This is a genomic window from Vibrio sp. V04_P4A5T148 (assembly GCF_963875605.1).
GTDB classification, from domain to species: Bacteria; Pseudomonadota; Gammaproteobacteria; order Enterobacterales; family Vibrionaceae; genus Vibrio; species Vibrio anguillarum.
Genome location: NZ_CAWNMS010000091.1, coordinates 33,197 through 48,620, shown reverse-complemented (window position 1 = coordinate 48,620; position 15,424 = coordinate 33,197). Strand labels below are relative to the sequence as shown.

13 protein-coding genes are annotated in these 15,424 nt (G+C 44.5%); 10 read left to right on the top strand and 3 right to left on the bottom strand.

Annotation, left to right across the window (positions count from 1 at the left end; all coding sequences use genetic code 11):
• Positions 1-187: 187 nt before the first annotated feature.
• Genes AACT18_RS16565 through AACT18_RS16555 form a run of 3 tightly spaced genes read left to right on the top strand, consistent with a single transcriptional unit; the run spans position 188 to position 2,915 of the window.
• Entirely contained in the window at positions 188-415 is a 228-nt protein-coding gene (locus AACT18_RS16565; RefSeq protein ID WP_013856356.1) for a FeoA family protein, read from the top strand.
• Positions 415-2,688 carry a Fe(2+) transporter permease subunit FeoB gene (feoB, locus tag AACT18_RS16560; RefSeq protein ID WP_094124995.1) on the top strand — a complete coding sequence of 758 codons (2,274 nt, stop codon included), beginning with the start codon at positions 415-417 and terminating at the stop codon, positions 2,686-2,688. The genes AACT18_RS16565 and feoB overlap by 1 nt, the downstream gene beginning before the upstream one ends.
• Positions 2,685-2,915: a FeoC-like transcriptional regulator gene (locus AACT18_RS16555; RefSeq protein WP_094124994.1), complete on the top strand. Its 231-nt coding sequence runs from the start codon at positions 2,685-2,687 to the stop codon at positions 2,913-2,915. Before feoB ends, AACT18_RS16555 begins: the two co-directional genes overlap by 4 nt.
• A gap of 112 nt (positions 2,916-3,027) precedes the next feature.
• Here AACT18_RS16555 and AACT18_RS16550 read toward each other — a convergent pair whose 3' ends face one another.
• Both AACT18_RS16550 and argS read right to left on the bottom strand, forming a co-directional pair.
• Entirely contained in the window at positions 3,028-3,456 is a 429-nt protein-coding gene (locus AACT18_RS16550; protein WP_017042525.1) for an HIT family protein, read from the bottom strand.
• Between the two features lie 83 nt (positions 3,457-3,539).
• Positions 3,540-5,276 carry an arginine--tRNA ligase gene (argS, locus tag AACT18_RS16545; protein ID WP_094123958.1) on the bottom strand — a complete coding sequence of 579 codons (1,737 nt, stop codon included), beginning with the start codon at positions 5,274-5,276 and terminating at the stop codon, positions 3,540-3,542.
• 205 nt (positions 5,277-5,481) lie between these two features.
• Between argS and AACT18_RS16540 the strand changes: the two genes are divergently transcribed.
• Entirely contained in the window at positions 5,482-6,078 is a 597-nt protein-coding gene (locus tag AACT18_RS16540; RefSeq protein ID WP_094125770.1) for a VOC family protein, read from the top strand.
• A 26-nt stretch (positions 6,079-6,104) separates the two neighbouring features.
• Here AACT18_RS16540 and AACT18_RS16535 read toward each other — a convergent pair whose 3' ends face one another.
• Entirely contained in the window at positions 6,105-8,882 is a 2,778-nt protein-coding gene (locus AACT18_RS16535; protein ID WP_094125771.1) for an insulinase family protein, read from the bottom strand.
• Between the two features lie 214 nt (positions 8,883-9,096).
• On the opposite strand from AACT18_RS16535, the gene sixA reads away from it, so the two are divergent.
• The 6 genes from sixA (at position 9,097) to cheY (ending at position 15,417) form a co-directional block, all read left to right on the top strand.
• Complete coding sequence (gene sixA / locus AACT18_RS16530) at positions 9,097-9,561, top strand: phosphohistidine phosphatase SixA (RefSeq protein ID WP_017049124.1); 465 nt, start codon at positions 9,097-9,099, stop codon at positions 9,559-9,561.
• 181 nt (positions 9,562-9,742) lie between these two features.
• The gene (gene flhA, locus AACT18_RS16525) at positions 9,743-11,836 is read left to right on the top strand and encodes a flagellar biosynthesis protein FlhA (protein WP_013856364.1); all 2,094 of its coding nucleotides are present in this window, start codon (positions 9,743-9,745) and stop codon (positions 11,834-11,836) included.
• 52 nt (positions 11,837-11,888) lie between these two features.
• A complete protein-coding gene (gene flhF / locus AACT18_RS16520) occupies positions 11,889-13,376 on the top strand; it encodes a flagellar biosynthesis protein FlhF (RefSeq protein WP_094125772.1) in 1,488 nt (495 codons plus the stop codon).
• A 13-nt stretch (positions 13,377-13,389) separates the two neighbouring features.
• Positions 13,390-14,277, top strand: a complete 888-nt coding sequence (locus AACT18_RS16515) for a MinD/ParA family protein (protein ID WP_010318888.1) — start codon at positions 13,390-13,392, stop codon at positions 14,275-14,277.
• Positions 14,270-15,004 carry an RNA polymerase sigma factor FliA gene (locus AACT18_RS16510; RefSeq protein ID WP_010318887.1) on the top strand — a complete coding sequence of 245 codons (735 nt, stop codon included), beginning with the start codon at positions 14,270-14,272 and terminating at the stop codon, positions 15,002-15,004. Before AACT18_RS16515 ends, AACT18_RS16510 begins: the two co-directional genes overlap by 8 nt.
• A gap of 44 nt (positions 15,005-15,048) precedes the next feature.
• Entirely contained in the window at positions 15,049-15,417 is a 369-nt protein-coding gene (gene cheY / locus AACT18_RS16505; RefSeq protein ID WP_033197405.1) for a chemotaxis response regulator CheY, read from the top strand.
• Positions 15,418-15,424 lie beyond the last annotated feature (7 nt).

The window sequence follows — 15,424 nt, the reverse complement described above, 5'->3', positions numbered from 1 at the left end:
TTTTATGTTGAGCTCATTTGTACCTGATAATTTTTTAACGTTTTTAACGTCAGTTTATTTACCGAAAACAACGTGATGGATTTATGCAATCTTTGATTTCACGCAATAAAATAGAGGGTTAGCGCGTGTATTATTCGTCTGTTAATAAAAATATTTCTCATTACCACTACCATTGAGAGCAAGATAGATGAAATTATCTCAATTAAATGAAGGGGATAGCGCGAGCATTGTCGCGTTCAATCAACTTCCAAATGACATTCGTAAAAAATTGATGGTGATGGGCTTGCTGCCTCTAACTACTGTTACGTTAATCAGAAGAGCTCCTATGGGAGATCCACTTCAACTTGAAGTGAGAGGCGTCTCTTTAGCGGTACGTGAAAATATAGCCGCTTGTATTGAAGTGGAGAGAGCGTAGTGCGATATCAAATTCTAACCGTTGGTAACCCTAATAGTGGCAAAACAACGTTATTTAATGGTCTTACTGGTTCTAAGCAGCAAGTCGGTAACTGGGCTGGTGTTACCGTTGAGAAAAAAACGGGTCGCTACACTCATTCTGGAGATGAATTCATACTAACGGATTTGCCGGGTATCTACGCACTTGACAGCGGGAATGACAGTAACAGCATTGACGAATCCATTGCCTCTAGAGCGGTTCTTACACATCCTGCCGATTTAATCATTAACGTTGTGGACGTGACGTGTTTGGAGCGCAGTCTCTATATGACGCTTCAATTGAGAGAGCTCGGGCGTCCAATGATTGTGGTTTTGAATAAAATGGACGCTTTAAAAAGAGAGCGTCAAAGCCTAGACATTCAACAACTTGAGAAAGTTCTAGGTTGCCCCGTTTTTATGCTTTCTGCTACCAGTAAAGAGCAGGTGAGTCGATTCAAAGAAAAGCTGCATAAAGTACTGCTGCAAGGAGTAGCTCTTAAAGAACTGCTATTGGATTACGGCAGTGCATTTGAACAATCGATCGGAAAATTAGCCACTATTTTTCAACATAAGCAAGTGGCACCTCGCGCATTGGCCATTCGTGCTTTAGAAAATGATCTTTTGGTGATTAATGGATTGCCAGAAGTGCAGCGTGAGCTTATTCAGAAAGAGCAATTGCAAAGTGGTTTGGATATTGATCTGCATGTCGCTGATACCAAATACACATTTTTGCATGAACAGTGCCAGCAGATCCGCAAAACCGAAGGGAAACTAAGCCACAGTTTTACACAAAAAGCAGATAAGCTGATTTTAAATAAATGGGTGGGTGTACCGTTTTTCTTTGTGGTTATGTACTTAATGTTTATGTTCTCGATCAATATTGGGAGCGCTTTCATTGATTTCTTCGACATTGGCGTCGGGGCGTTACTGGTTGATGGCGGGCACTACTTACTGGATGATCATTTGCCTATTTGGCTAGTGACATTATTAGCCGATGGCCTTGGCGGAGGTATTCAAACCGTCGCCACATTTATCCCAGTTATCGCTTGTTTGTACTTATTTTTAGCTGTACTCGAAAGTTCAGGCTATATGTCTCGCGCGGCTTTTGTTTTAGATAAAGTGATGCAGAAGATAGGCCTACCGGGTAAAGCGTTTGTTCCGCTTGTTTTAGGATTTGGTTGTAACGTTCCCGCGATTATGGCGACTCGTACTCTAGATCAAGAACGTGAACGTAAATTAGCGGCATCGATGGCACCCTTTATGTCATGTGGTGCACGTTTGCCTGTTTATGCGCTATTTGCTGCGGCATTTTTCCCTGAAAGCGGTCAAAATGTAGTTTTTGCTCTTTATTTATTGGGCATTTTAGCCGCAGTGTTCACTGGTTTGGTTTTGAAGCATACGCTCTATCCGGGTTCAAGCGACAGCCTCGTTATGGAGATGCCAGATTACGAGATCCCAACGGTACAAAACGTCATGATCAAAACATGGCAGAAATTAAAACGTTTTGTTCTCGGTGCAGGGAAAACGATTGTCATCGTCGTTATGATCTTAAGCTTCCTCAATTCAGTTGGTACTGATGGCAGCTTTGGTAATGAAGATAGTGACAACTCAGTGCTATCAAAAGTGGCTCAAGTGGTTACGCCGGTATTTGCTCCTATTGGTATCAATCAAGATAACTGGCCAGCGACAGTGGGTATCATCACGGGTATTTTTGCCAAAGAAGCGGTAGTCGGAACATTAAATAATTTATATACCTCTGCTGAAGGTGATGAAAGTGAATATGACCTAATGGCGAGCCTACAAGAAGCGGTCATGTCTATACCAGAAAACCTAACGGGATTAAGCTTCTCTGATCCGCTCGGTATCGAAGTCGGAGACTTGACAGACAGTAGCGCAGTGGCTGAAGAGCAAGCCGTAGATGCCTCAATCTTTGGTAATTTGAAACAGCACTTTGTGACTGGTCATGCCGCATTTGCCTACCTTATCTTCATTTTGCTTTACACGCCTTGTGTTGCTGCAATGGGGGCTTATGTTCGTGAGTTTGGTGCGAATTACGCTCGTTTTATCGCCGTATGGACCATGGGGCTTGCTTATGGTGGCGCCGCGCTTTATTACCAGGCGACAAGGATCACCGAAACTCCTGTCGAAAGTTTAACATGGATTATTGCCATTATTATGGTGAGCTTGTTGACCTTTAAAATGCTTAAACGAAAAGGACTCCAGCAGAAAACGGTGCTTGAGGTACAAGTGGCATGATATTAAATGAGTTAAAGCGCTACATTGAAGAGAATGGAATCGTTAGCCGCTCGGCGATTGCGAAAAAGTTTTCGCTCAGTGAGGACGGCGTTGACGCTATGTTAGCCGTGTGGATAAGAAAAGGTGTGTTGTCGCGTACCATCGATACCAACAAGGCTCACCACGTAACAAGAGTGCGTTATGGGCTTAACCGAAATAACGGGCTGTCTTTGACTGTCTTACTTTAGTCATAATCGATGCCGGGCATTCTGTCTGATAAACGAAAGCCGCTAATGTCAGCGGCTTTCAAACTTTTACCCAATCTATCTTTTACCTAATATATGGTGTGAGAGACGACGTTTATCCTTTTCTAAAAATAGAACTCAGTGATAGAACATTTTGGATTCTGGTTAAGATCGCTTGCTGTTCTTGTTCGGCTCTCACTATCCCTTGAGTATTGCCCCAGATAGGCCCAGGCCATGCTACATCATTTTTAAATCGAGCAACATGGTGAATATGGAGCTGAGGCACCATGTTACCCAGCGCACCTAAATTGAGTTTATCTGGACAAAACGTGGCTTCAAGAGCTTGGCTAACGGCTTGAGATTCGCATAAAAATTGTTGCTGTTCCTGCATTGGTAGATGATGCAGCTCTTTCAAATTGGCACGTTTAGGCACCAGAATAATCCAAGGCACGGCATTATCTTTATGGAGTAAGGCTAAGCAAAGAGGAAATTCGCCAATGACGGAAGTGTCTTTGGCCAGTTGCGGGTGGAGTTCAAAATTCATGTCAATCTCACTTGCACGGATGTTATCACCGATAAAAGAAAAGGCTGACCATGGTCAACCCTTTCATTCACTCATAGCTGTCGTTACATACGTTCTAATGTATCAATACCGAGTAGCGACAAACCTTGCTTGATGGTTTTTGCTGTCAATGCAGCCAGTTTTAGACGGCTTTGTTTCACACTTTCATCTTCAGCGACTAAGATTGGGCATGCTTCATAGAAGCTAGAGAATTGGCCAGCTAATTCAAATAGGTAGCTACACATAATGTGAGGTTGGCCTTCGCGGGCAACAGCTTGTACCGCTTCTTCAAACTGCAGAAGTTTCGCAATCAAAGCTTTTTCTTTCTCTTGTGTGACTTTAATTTCACCCGTCAGGTTATCCATCGATACGCCTGCTTTAGCAAAAATTGACGCAACACGTGTGTAGGCATACTGCATGTAAGGTGCAGTGTTACCTTCAAATGCCAACATGTTGTCCCAGTCAAACACGTAATCGGTAGTACGGTGCTTAGAAAGATCAGCGTATTTCACTGCGGCCATCGCGACAGTATTGGCAATGTTCGCTTTTTCTGCGGCGTCTAAATCAGGGTTTTTGGATTCAATTAATTTAGCGGCACGCTCTTGCGCTTCATCGAGAAGATCGGCCAGACGAACAGTACCGCCAGCACGAGTTTTGAACGGGCGGCCATCTTTGCCTAGCATCATACCAAAGGCGTGGTGTTCAAGAGTCACTTCTTCAGGTACATAGCCCGCTTTGCGGACAATCGTCCATGCTTGCATTAGGTGTTGATGTTGACGCGAGTCGATAAAGTACAGCACACGGTCCGCACCCAAGGTTTCATAACGGTATTTTGCACACGCGATATCGGTTGTGGTGTATAAGAAGCCGCCATCACGTTTTTGGATGATAACGCCCATCGGCTCGCCATCTTTATTTTTGTATTCTTCAAGAAAAACGACTTGTGCGCCATCATCTTCTTGCGCCAAACCTTTTTCTTTTAAATCGGCTACGATGCCGGGCAACATGTCGTTGTACATGCTTTCGCCCATCACATCATCGCGCGTGAGCGAAACATTCAAACGATCATAGTTACGCTGATTTTGGATCATGGTGATGTCCACCAATTTTTTCCACATTTGAGCGCAGAATTCGTCACCGCTTTGTAGTTTGACCACATAATTTCGTGCTTTAGCGGCAAACACTTCATCTTCGTCGTAGAGTTTTTTTGACTCACGATAGAAAGCTTCAAGATCGGAAAGTTCCATTGAAACTTCGTTACCAGATTCTTGTTGCACACGTTCAAGGTTGGCTATCAACATACCAAATTGCGTGCCCCAGTCACCGATGTGGTTGGCGCGGATCACTTTATGGCCTAAAAATTCCAAGGTACGTACAACGGCGTCACCAATGATGGTTGAGCGTAAGTGGCCTACATGCATCTCTTTGGCAACGTTAGGCGCTGAGTAGTCTGCGACGATCGTCTTCTGCGCTTCTTTGGTTACACCAAGGTGCTCATCTGCTAGGGCGATATCCGCTTGTTTAGCAAGAAACGCTTCACTGAGGAAAATGTTGATAAAACCTGGGCCTGCAATTTCCGTTTTGCTCGCAATGCCATCGAGGTCCAGAACATCCAATACTTTTTGAGCAAATTCTCGCGGGTTGGTACCCAGTTGCTTAGCTACGCCCATGATGCCATTGGCTTGATAGTCACCAAATTGCGCTTTGGCCGATTGGCGAACAGCAGCAGGACTGCCAGCTGGTGCGCCTGCGGCTTCAAGAGCCTGAGATACTTTGTCATTAATCAGTGCTTGGATATTCACACGCGTTTCCTTTAATTCTTGGAATTGCAAAGGTATGCATTTTATTCACCATTTAGTGCCAATACATATCTTAATTTTGTTCATCATTTGGCGCACATAATACCAATTTTATTGAGGCGCTTATAGGGACTAAATTAGGAAATTTTCTACTTTTCGAAGAGTTGTTGGTACTATTAGACGATAATCATCATTTTGGACCATTTAAATGCTTGAACCATTGAAGAATGCAGCGCTTCATCCTGAACAGCTTAAGCAGGATTTAGATAAATTTATGCATAAAATTCAAGAATTAACCAAAATTTTGCATATTGATTTATCCACAAATCAAGCTGACCACATTGCACTGCGCATTAATGATCGTAAATTAGCGTCATTAGCACATGCGGCATGGCTGGAGGAAGGGCGAGAAATATCGAGTGCTCAGATAAATGGCCGTCCTATCATTGTGATTGAATTTGCGGTGCCGCTATCGGCTAATAGTTGGTCAATAGAATGTTTGGAATTGCCTTACCCTGCCGAGGGGAAAATTTACCCAGAGCAGAGCTGGGAGCATGTGGAATTTGTGGTGCCATCTGAGGCACAAACCGCGCAAGCCTATTTGCAGGATATACTGTCGGTTTACCCACGATTAAAAGAATGCTGGACTACATTAGACACTCAAGGTGTTCAAGTTAAATTGTCCAGTCCAAAAGGGGAAGGAGAGCGATTACATAACCCGACGGTTGCATTTAAGTGGCAAGGCGTGTGTATTAAACTGCATCCCCACTCTTTAAAAGAGATCGTAAAATCAGAGCAAAGATAAATTGCTCTGATGGCGATGAAGTACTGTTACCCTAAGTTATAGCTTTTAGGCCGAAGCTGGAACGCTTCAATTGAGCCAATTTCTTGCCCTAAACTGAGTTTCTGAACCGTTTGATGTGCGTTTCCTTGGCTGTGCATGATCAGTCGATTGGCGGTCCTTGGTTTTAGCTCATTGACCACAAAGCGGATCATATCACTGCGACTGAGTGATTTCAGTTCACTCAAAACCTGCTCTCTTTGATCAAAGCCGGCATCTTTATTGCCGATAGCAACCCAAAGTCTTTGCGCACGGCTGCGAAGGGTGGGGTCGGGCGTTGAAATTTGATTCCATAAACCGCGCTTACTGCTGTGCCACTGGTATTCGTTGAGCTCCAGCAACACCATGTAAAAAGCATTTAAAAATTCATCTACAGCGCTAATCAGCTCATAAGGGGCAGCATTCGGTGACTGGACGTAGAGTACGATGCCTGGGTGACGGTTTAATGGCATGTTGCCCGTTCCGACCATATAACCAAGTTGCTGCTTAGTGCGAATTTCATGAAAAAATGTAGCGGACATCAAGTGATTAGCTAATGAATATAAGGCGATGCTGCGCGGTGCGGCATCATTGCACTGATAATAGACCACCACAGCAGAATCTTCTTGATCGCAGTGAACCTCTTTTTGAAAAGTCCCACTCTCTCCGAGCATGACGAGTGGTCTTAATGATTCCTCGTACTGTTGATCTTTGACTCGTAATGCATTTTTAAGCGTATCTGCCATCGCTTGTGCATCACTTCTTAACCAGTCGCCATAGACAAACATCTCAACATGAAGTTGCGCTAATATTTGTTCAACGAAATCACTGAGCTCATCGACTTCTATCTGCTTTAAGGCACCAAGTAGCGTTTCATAAGGAGGGTTGTTGGGTTGTAAAATACCCGTCATTGCATTGAAAAGCTGCGAAATTGGACGATCTTTAGTGGTATTTTGCCAGTTACGAAGCAGTTGTTGCTTGATGGTGTTAAAGCGTTTTAGGCTAAAATCACGTTTAGCAAAGCGTGCGAGAATCATCTCCATTAACTGTGGTTGTTTTTCGCTAAAACCAGAAAGCATCAGGGTGACGCCGCCTTGATGAGCGTACATGTTGTAACTCATCCCAGCAATTTCTGCTTGGTAAGTTTCCGTGGCCAGCGAGTCTAAAAACATTTCCACACAGAGACGGGTTTTAACAATATTTCGAGAAGTGGCTACCGAGATGGGGCTATCAATCGCGATGTAAATTACCCCTTTAGGCACTCTAAATTCATGGTCTTGTAGATGCCATAAACGAAAGCCTGGTAACTCTTCAATGACTTCCGGGTGTAAAGACGTTGAAGGCTCTAACGGTTTTGGGTCTAAGTCGTAACAGATAAAAGGATTGAGTGGCGGTAAGTTTGTTTCAATGTCGCAAGGGGTTGCGAATGCTGCAAGTTGTGACGCCGATAATGGAGTAATTGAATAAGGTGTAAAATACCATTTCGCTTTCTTATCGTAATACCCATCTTTAGCAATTAACGTGGCGCGTAGATTTTCAGGAGTTAAATAATGAAGTGCTTGCTTAAGTAGCGATTCGTTGTAGCCCGCCATCATGTAATCGCCATAGATAGTGTCTTGCGGCTGATAGTGCTGCATATTGACCACTAAATGGCTGACCATGTCTAATGGCCTTGTCGTTTCTTGAAAGCGAAAAGCCGATTCAAGCACCGCTCTTTTCTCAAGGTAACGCCATTCGTTTAGCCCCTGATCTGCGATTAATTTAATCTGAGTAAAGAGTGACTGGATGATGTTATCGACCTGTTTTACGCCTTCATGTGTCAGGCTAAAACTTATCGAAAACTCACGATAATTGCTGCCACTCGCGCCGCCTCCAGCCGATAAGGACGTGATCCAACCTTTCTCTTTTAATGCCAGCATTAAACTGCCTTCACCTTCGTAACCGATGAGATGGGCGAAATAAGAGAGAGGTTTGACATGATAAAAGTCATCCGTGCTTGGGGCAGGGAAGCTTAAAATCAGTTTGCGGATCTCTTTTCGTGGCTCGATTTGAATCAAGACGCCTCGGTGCGCGTCTAAAACAAAAGGCACCTCTATTTTTTTCGGGCCGAGCTGTTTATTTGGGATGGAGGAAAATTCATCTCTTGCCCACTGCTCTAACTCATCAAGTGTCTGTGGGCCTGCTAGCGAGAGCGTCATCAAATCAGCCGAGTAATTTTCATGGTGAAAACGGACAATTTCTTCACGGATAGAGACACCATTTCTATCACACAGCGTTTCTAAATTACCCACTGAAAATTTAGCAAACGGGTGTTGCGGATTGATGGTTTCTTTTTGAACCTGATAGAGCCTTCTCGAATCATCATTCTGTTTGAGTTTAAATTCAGAATCCACCGCTTGGCGTTCTTTATCTAGGGCTTCTTCATTAAATAAGGGGGCACAAAAGAATTGGCTGAATCGGTCCAAGGCTTTTTCAAAATGATTTGGGCTTACATCAAAGAAAAAACAGGTGTGCTCTGTACCAGTCCATGCGTTATTGCTGCCACCATGTTGATTAATAAAACTTTGAAACTCACCAATTTTCGGGTACTTTTCTGTGCCTAAAAACAGCATGTGTTCCAGATAGTGGGCAAGACCTTCTCTGTCTTCAGGGTCATCAAAATGCCCCACATTAATCGCTAAAGCAGCGGCTGACTTTTGTGCATCATCCGCTTGAATAAGTAATGTTCTCAGACCATTAGTTAACGTAATGTAGCGGTATTGGTTGGTGTCGTTAGGGCTTAAATGCACAGTGACTCTCCACAGAAAAGGCTTTTTTAATTATGGCGTTGAAACGGTTAGGTGCAAATTTCAAGCAATGATTTTATGAGCGAAGTGCCATTTTAGTCCTTCAGGAGACTTTTTAATAGACTGTTAACAGTGTCGAAGTCTTTGCTTGGTTGCCTGATATAATCGAGAATAAAGCCGCCTAGACGGCATAGATAATAACCACTAGGAATGAGTAATGAAGATTTTTATTATGCGTCACGGAGAAGCTGAACATTATGCAGCGAGTGATGCACAAAGGGCCTTAACCGAAAGAGGTCTTCGTGAGTCTGTTGCTGTGGCTCGTGCTTGTGAAAAGCAAGATCTTCGCCATGTAGATAAAGTATTGGTAAGCCCTTACTTACGGGCGCAGCAAACTTGGGCTGCTATAGCCTCTTATTTTAATGCCGATGAGGTTGTGACCTGTGATGACATCACACCTTATGGGAAAGCGGAAGTGGTATTTGAGTATGTCTCTGCCTTGGCCGATGTAGAACAAATCGAATCAGTGCTGCTGGTGTCTCATTTACCGTTAGTTGGCTATCTCGCGGCTGAATTTGTTACCGATTTAGTCCCTCCAATGTTCCCCACATCCGGTCTGATTGGTATCGAATATGATAGAGAGTTGCGCAAAGGACAGCAGATCTGGAGTATTAATCCTTAAACCACCATTCAAAGTAAAAGAAGTTCACGTAATTTGAATAACTAGGCTACGTTAAGTGAAGGGTTATTGCCTTTACCAATGTAGCCATTATTTTGACTGTTTTACTGGACTAAAAATTGCATCGCCGAGTTAACGCATTGTCGCATTTATAGATATTTATCAACAGATTGCTTGCTAACCTATGAAATTTACTCTTCCATTTGCAGATAAATTGCCATCAATACCGCAGCGAAGTATGCCAGCAATCGGTGCGCCGGTTATGGTATTGGCCACGTTGGCTATGGTCGTTTTACCGATCCCAGCCTTCCTATTGGATCTGTTTTTCACTTTTAACATTGCCTTATCGATGGTGGTGTTACTCGTTACTGTCTATACCCGTAGACCGCTTGATTTTGCTGCTTTTCCTACGGTTTTGCTTATTGCAACCTTACTTCGACTAGCCTTGAACGTTGCTTCAACCCGTGTGGTTTTATTGTATGGTCATGAAGGCCCTGGGGCGGCTGGTAACGTCATTGAAGCGTTTGGTAGTGTGGTGATCGGTGGTAACTACGCCGTCGGTTTAGTGGTGTTTTTGATCTTGATGATCATCAACTTCATGGTAGTAACCAAAGGTGCGGGACGTATTTCTGAGGTGAGTGCTCGCTTTACCCTAGATGCTTTGCCGGGTAAGCAAATGGCCATAGATGCGGACTTAAATGCGGGTTTAATCGATCAAGACCAAGCGCGGCTACGACGTTTCGAAGTAACCAAAGAAGCGGATTTCTACGGTTCAATGGACGGTGCGTCAAAATTTGTTAAAGGGGATGCGATTGCTGGGATCTTAATTTTGTTCATCAACATTATTGGCGGCTTATCGATTGGTATGGCGCAATATGGGTTGGGGTTTAAAGAAGCGATCCAAATCTACACACTGCTGACCATTGGTGACGGCTTAGTGGCTCAGATCCCCTCATTGCTGCTTTCGATTGGTGCTGCCATGATGGTTACCCGTCAAAATACCGATGAAGATATGGGAGAGCAAGTCGTCTTCCAACTGTTTGACAACCCTAAAGCATTGATGATTACCGCTTGTATTCTCGGCATCATGGGCATTGTACCGGGTATGCCTCACTTTGCTTTTTTACTGCTAGCCGCGTTAGCGGGTGGTTGCGCGTATTGGATGATACGCAAACAGAAAAAAACCGCCGATGAAAAGAAACTGCCTGCAAAAGTGGACAACGAAGCACCCACTCAAAAAGAGCTCTCTTGGGATGATGTTCAACCCGTTGATGTGATTGGCTTAGAAGTGGGCTATCGATTGATACCGCTGGTGGACCGAGATCAAGGTGGAGAGCTGCTCGAACGCGTAAAAGGTGTTCGGAAAAAACTGTCGCAAGACTTTGGCTTTCTCATCCCCGCAGTGCATATTCGCGACAATTTAGAATTAACACCCAATAGTTATCGCATTACCTTAATGGGGGTTGCTGTTGGTGAAGCGGAGATCCGCCCAGATCAAGAACTGGCGATTAACCCTGGTCAAGTCTATGGTGTTATTGACGGTGAACGCACACTCGACCCTGCATTCGGCCTTGAAGCGGTTTGGATCCGTGAAGAACAACGTGAACACGCACAAGCTCTCGGTTACACAGTTGTGGACTCATCGACCGTACTCGCCACTCATTTGAGTCAGCTTCTCACTAATAACGCCTCGCAACTGATTGGTCATGAAGAGGTTCAAAACTTAATTGAAATGCTGGGTCGCTCAGCGCCAAGGCTAGTTGAAAACTTCGTTCCAGATCAACTGCCGTTGGGTACAGTCGTTAAGGTACTGCAAAACCTACTCAATGAAGCGATTCCAATCCGAGATATTCGAACCATAATACAAACCTTGGCGGAGTATTCTGGGCGGAGTCAAGAACCTGACATCCTAACGGCGGCCGTTCGAATCTCATTGAAGCGTTTAATCGTCCAAGAAATCAATGGTATAGAACCTGAACTACCAGTGATAACACTGATTCCTGAGCTGGAACAAATATTGCATCAAACCATGCAGGCGTCAGGAGGAGAATCGGCAGGTATTGAGCCAGGCTTAGCAGAGCGTTTACAAGCTGCACTGAGCCATGCAACGCAAGAACAAGAATTGAAAGGTGAGCCCGCCGTGTTACTCACGTCTGGTGTGCTTCGTTCCACTTTGGCGAAGTTTGTGAAAAACACGATACCTAATTTGCGTGTGCTCTCTTATCAAGAAATACCTGACGAGAAACAAATTCGGATTGTTCAAGCCGTTGGGAACTAACGAAACTGTTGTTACCTAATCGGGCTTTAGCCATTTAACACGGATATCTGCTTTGAAAATAAAACGATTTTTTGCCAAAGATATGCGAACAGCGCTGCTGCAAGTGAAAGAAGAGCTTGGTGCGGAAGCGGTGATCATGTCGAATAAAAAAGTCGCGGGTGGTGTGGAAATCGTTGCCGCTGTGGATGGTGAACAGCCCACCCAGCAAAACAGTGCCAAGCGCTATAATTCGCAGCCTAGACAACAAGGTTACACCCAAGTCACCCCGTCTTTGAACAAATCCTCTCGTGAGTTGGATGATGATCGAGTCAGCCTGCAAAACAGCGCAGATACTGGGCGTTCAATGACCAAACGTTTTGCAAATATGTTAAAGCAGTACAGCACACCAAGTGGCTCAGATTCGGACTATCACGCCGAAAATGAAGATTCGCTCTCTGCATTATTGCAACGTCAATCGGGTTCATCTAACACCAACTCAGGACACGGTAGTGCAGAGTTACGAGCCGATTCGCCATTAGCGAAGTTAATTGCAGAGGATAGAAGAGCGTCCACCCGTCAAACGCCGAAGCTAGATCCGTCGCGTTATGATCGTTACCCAACGCAAGAGGCGAGTGTTTCGAACCCAGAGCTGGAAAACATGCGTGAAGAGATGACCTCAATACGCCGCCTGTTAGAACATCAAGTTTCAGGATTAATGTGGCAAGAAGTTGAGCGTCGAGAACCTTTGCGTGCCATGCTCATTAAAAGACTTGAGCGCATGGGGGTTTCACAAGAACTGGCTGACCAGCTTGCGTGCTATATCCCAGAAGATACTGCTCCAACTAAAGCTTGGAAGGCACTGCTTGGCTTAGTGGCTGATCAAGTCCCTGTTTCCAAACAAGATATTCTGAAACGTGGTGGTGTGGTTGCGCTATTAGGCCCAACAGGGGTTGGTAAAACCACCACCATTGCTAAACTAGCCGCTCGCGCTGCTATGGAGTATGGCGCTGATAACGTTGCTCTAGTCACCACAGATACCTACCGTATTGGTGCTCATGAACAGCTCTCTATTTATGGCCGAATCATGGGTTGTCCAGTAAGAGTTGCTAAAGATTCCAGTGAGTTAGCCGATGTAATATATCAGCTAAGAAATCGGCGTTTAATTTTAGTTGATACCGCGGGGATGGGGCAGCGTGATGTTCGGTTATCAGAGCAGCTCGATACCCTGATGCAAGAGAGTGGCGAAATCATCCACAGTTACCTTGTTCTGCCTGCAACGGCACAAAGAAAAGTATTACAAGAAACAATCGAGCACTTTAGAAGGATCCCTCTTTCAGGGTGCATTATGACTAAGCTTGATGAGTCATTGAGCTTAGGGGAATTTGTGAGTGTCGTGGTTCAAAACGCACTGCCCGTTGCTTACATCGCGAATGGCCAGCGTGTACCAGAAGATATTGTGATTGCCCAGCCGAAGTACATGGTTGCAAAGGCAAACGAATTGCTAGAGAAGTCGACAGAGAATGAACCTCACTATTGGAGCAGCGACTCCGAGAGATTCTAGGCGGCGGACAAATATGGCGAATAATATGATATATGACCAAGCGAGCGGTTTACGCCGCTTAACTCAACCGTCACTGACCAAAGTCATATCTGTGACTGGTGGTAAAGGTGGTGTGGGTAAATCTCACGTGACACTCGGCATGGCGATCTGCATGGCTCGTCAAGGCAAAAAAGTCATGGTGTTGGATGCAGACTTAGGTTTAGCTAACGTGGATGTGATGCTTGGCATACGCCCGAAGCGAAACTTAGGGCATGTACTGGCTGGCGAGTGTGAACTCAAAGATGCCATCGTCGAGGGGCCTTTTGGGATACGAATAATTCCAGCGACCTCGGGCACACAGTCGATGACAGAGTTGTCACACGCCCAACATGTTGGTTTAATACGCGCCTTTGGCAGTTTAGAAGATGAGATGGATATTCTGCTCATCGATACAGCCGCAGGTATTTCTGATATGGTCGTGAGCTTCTGTCGCGCCGCACAAGATGTAGTGATCGTGGTATGTGACGAACCGACATCCATCACCGACGCTTACGCGCTGATCAAGCTCTTAAGTCGTGAACACCAAGTGCAACGTTTTAAAATTGTGGCCAATATGGTGAGAAGTTATCGTGAAGGACGGGAATTATTTGCTAAATTAACTTTAGTGACAGAAAGATTCCTAAATGTGAGCCTTGAACTTGTTGCTTGCATACCTTTGGATGATAAAGTGCGACAAGCAGTAAAAAAACAAAAAATAGTGGTCGATGCGTTTCCACGGTCACCTGCGGCACTGGCAATCAGCTCGTTGGCAAGTAAAGCGTTAACGTGGCCAATTCCAAGAACGCCGACAGGCCATCTGGAATTTTTTGTCGAGCGTTTGCTAAATAGAACAGAAAGTGTAGGGGAACCATTCGGTGAATAAAGCGCTTACTTATGACCAACACGGAAACCTAAAGAGCCAACAAGCATTTTTAGAAAAATACTCTGTATTGGTTAAGCGTATTGCACACCATTTAGCAGGTCGCCTGCCACCAAACGTATTGGTCGAAGATCTAATACAAGCCGGTATGATAGGCCTACTTGAAGCACAAAAAAATTATGATGGGAGTAAAGGTGCAAGCTTTGAAACCTACGCAGGAATTCGAATTCGTGGAGCTATGCTCGACGATATTCGGCGTGGTGATTGGGTTCCACGCTCGGTTCATAAACACAACCGAGAGATAACCCATGCAATTTCAGTTCTAGAAGGTGAGCTAAACCGAAACCCAACTGATACAGAAGTTGCGAAGTATTTAGGCATGTCGCTGGATCAGTACCATACTGTATTAACTGACATTAATTGCTCACGGATTGTCGGAATCGAAGATTTAGGTATTTCTGATGATGCAATTTCTCCTCTGGATGACGATGAAGACAACTCGCCATTTAAGGGAGTCGCCGATGAATCGTTTCGTAAAGCATTGGTTGAATCAATAAAATCACTTCCAGAACGTGAAGCTTTGGTACTTTCGCTCTATTATGATGAAGAGCTAAACTTAAAAGAAATTGGTGAAGTTCTAGGTGTTAGCGAATCCCGCGTTAGCCAGATACTAAGCCAATCTATGCAGCGACTAAGAACGAAGTTAAGTTCTTGGACGCAAAATGACTAATATCACTGATTTCGAGCTCAGTGGAGGCAATTTTGAATAAAAACATGAAGATCCTTATTGTTGACGACTTTTCAACAATGCGCCGTATTGTTAAGAATCTACTTCGTGATTTGGGCTTCAATAATACCCAAGAAGCAGATGATGGCCTGACAGCGTTGCCTATGCTAAAGAAAGGTGATTTTGAGTTTGTGGTTACAGACTGGAATATGCCGGGCATGCAAGGCATCGATTTGTTGAAAAATATCCGAGCAGACGCAGAACTTAAGCATCTGCCTGTTCTGATGATCACCGCAGAAGCAAAACGCGAACAAATCATCGAGGCTGCTCAAGCAGGTGTGAATGGTTATATCGTAAAACCTTTTACTGCTGCTACGCTTAAAGAAAAACTGGATAAAATTTTCGAGCGTTTATAAAGCGTGT

What these genes read in the sequence shown, in the direction of transcription:
- AACT18_RS16565 (WP_013856356.1), top strand. Translation starts at nt 188, where the DNA reads ATGAAATTATCTCAATTAAATGAAGGGGATAGCGCGAGCATTGTCGCG.
- AACT18_RS16555 (WP_094124994.1), top strand. Translation starts at nt 2,685, where the DNA reads ATGATATTAAATGAGTTAAAGCGCTACATTGAAGAGAATGGAATCGTT.
- AACT18_RS16550 (WP_017042525.1), bottom strand. Translation starts at nt 3,456, where the DNA reads ATGAATTTTGAACTCCACCCGCAACTGGCCAAAGACACTTCCGTCATT.
- AACT18_RS16540 (WP_094125770.1), top strand. Translation starts at nt 5,482, where the DNA reads ATGCTTGAACCATTGAAGAATGCAGCGCTTCATCCTGAACAGCTTAAG.
- sixA (WP_017049124.1), top strand. Translation starts at nt 9,097, where the DNA reads ATGAAGATTTTTATTATGCGTCACGGAGAAGCTGAACATTATGCAGCG.
- flhA (WP_013856364.1), top strand. Translation starts at nt 9,743, where the DNA reads ATGAAATTTACTCTTCCATTTGCAGATAAATTGCCATCAATACCGCAG.
- AACT18_RS16515 (WP_010318888.1), top strand. Translation starts at nt 13,390, where the DNA reads ATGGCGAATAATATGATATATGACCAAGCGAGCGGTTTACGCCGCTTA.
- cheY (WP_033197405.1), top strand. Translation starts at nt 15,049, where the DNA reads ATGAAGATCCTTATTGTTGACGACTTTTCAACAATGCGCCGTATTGTT.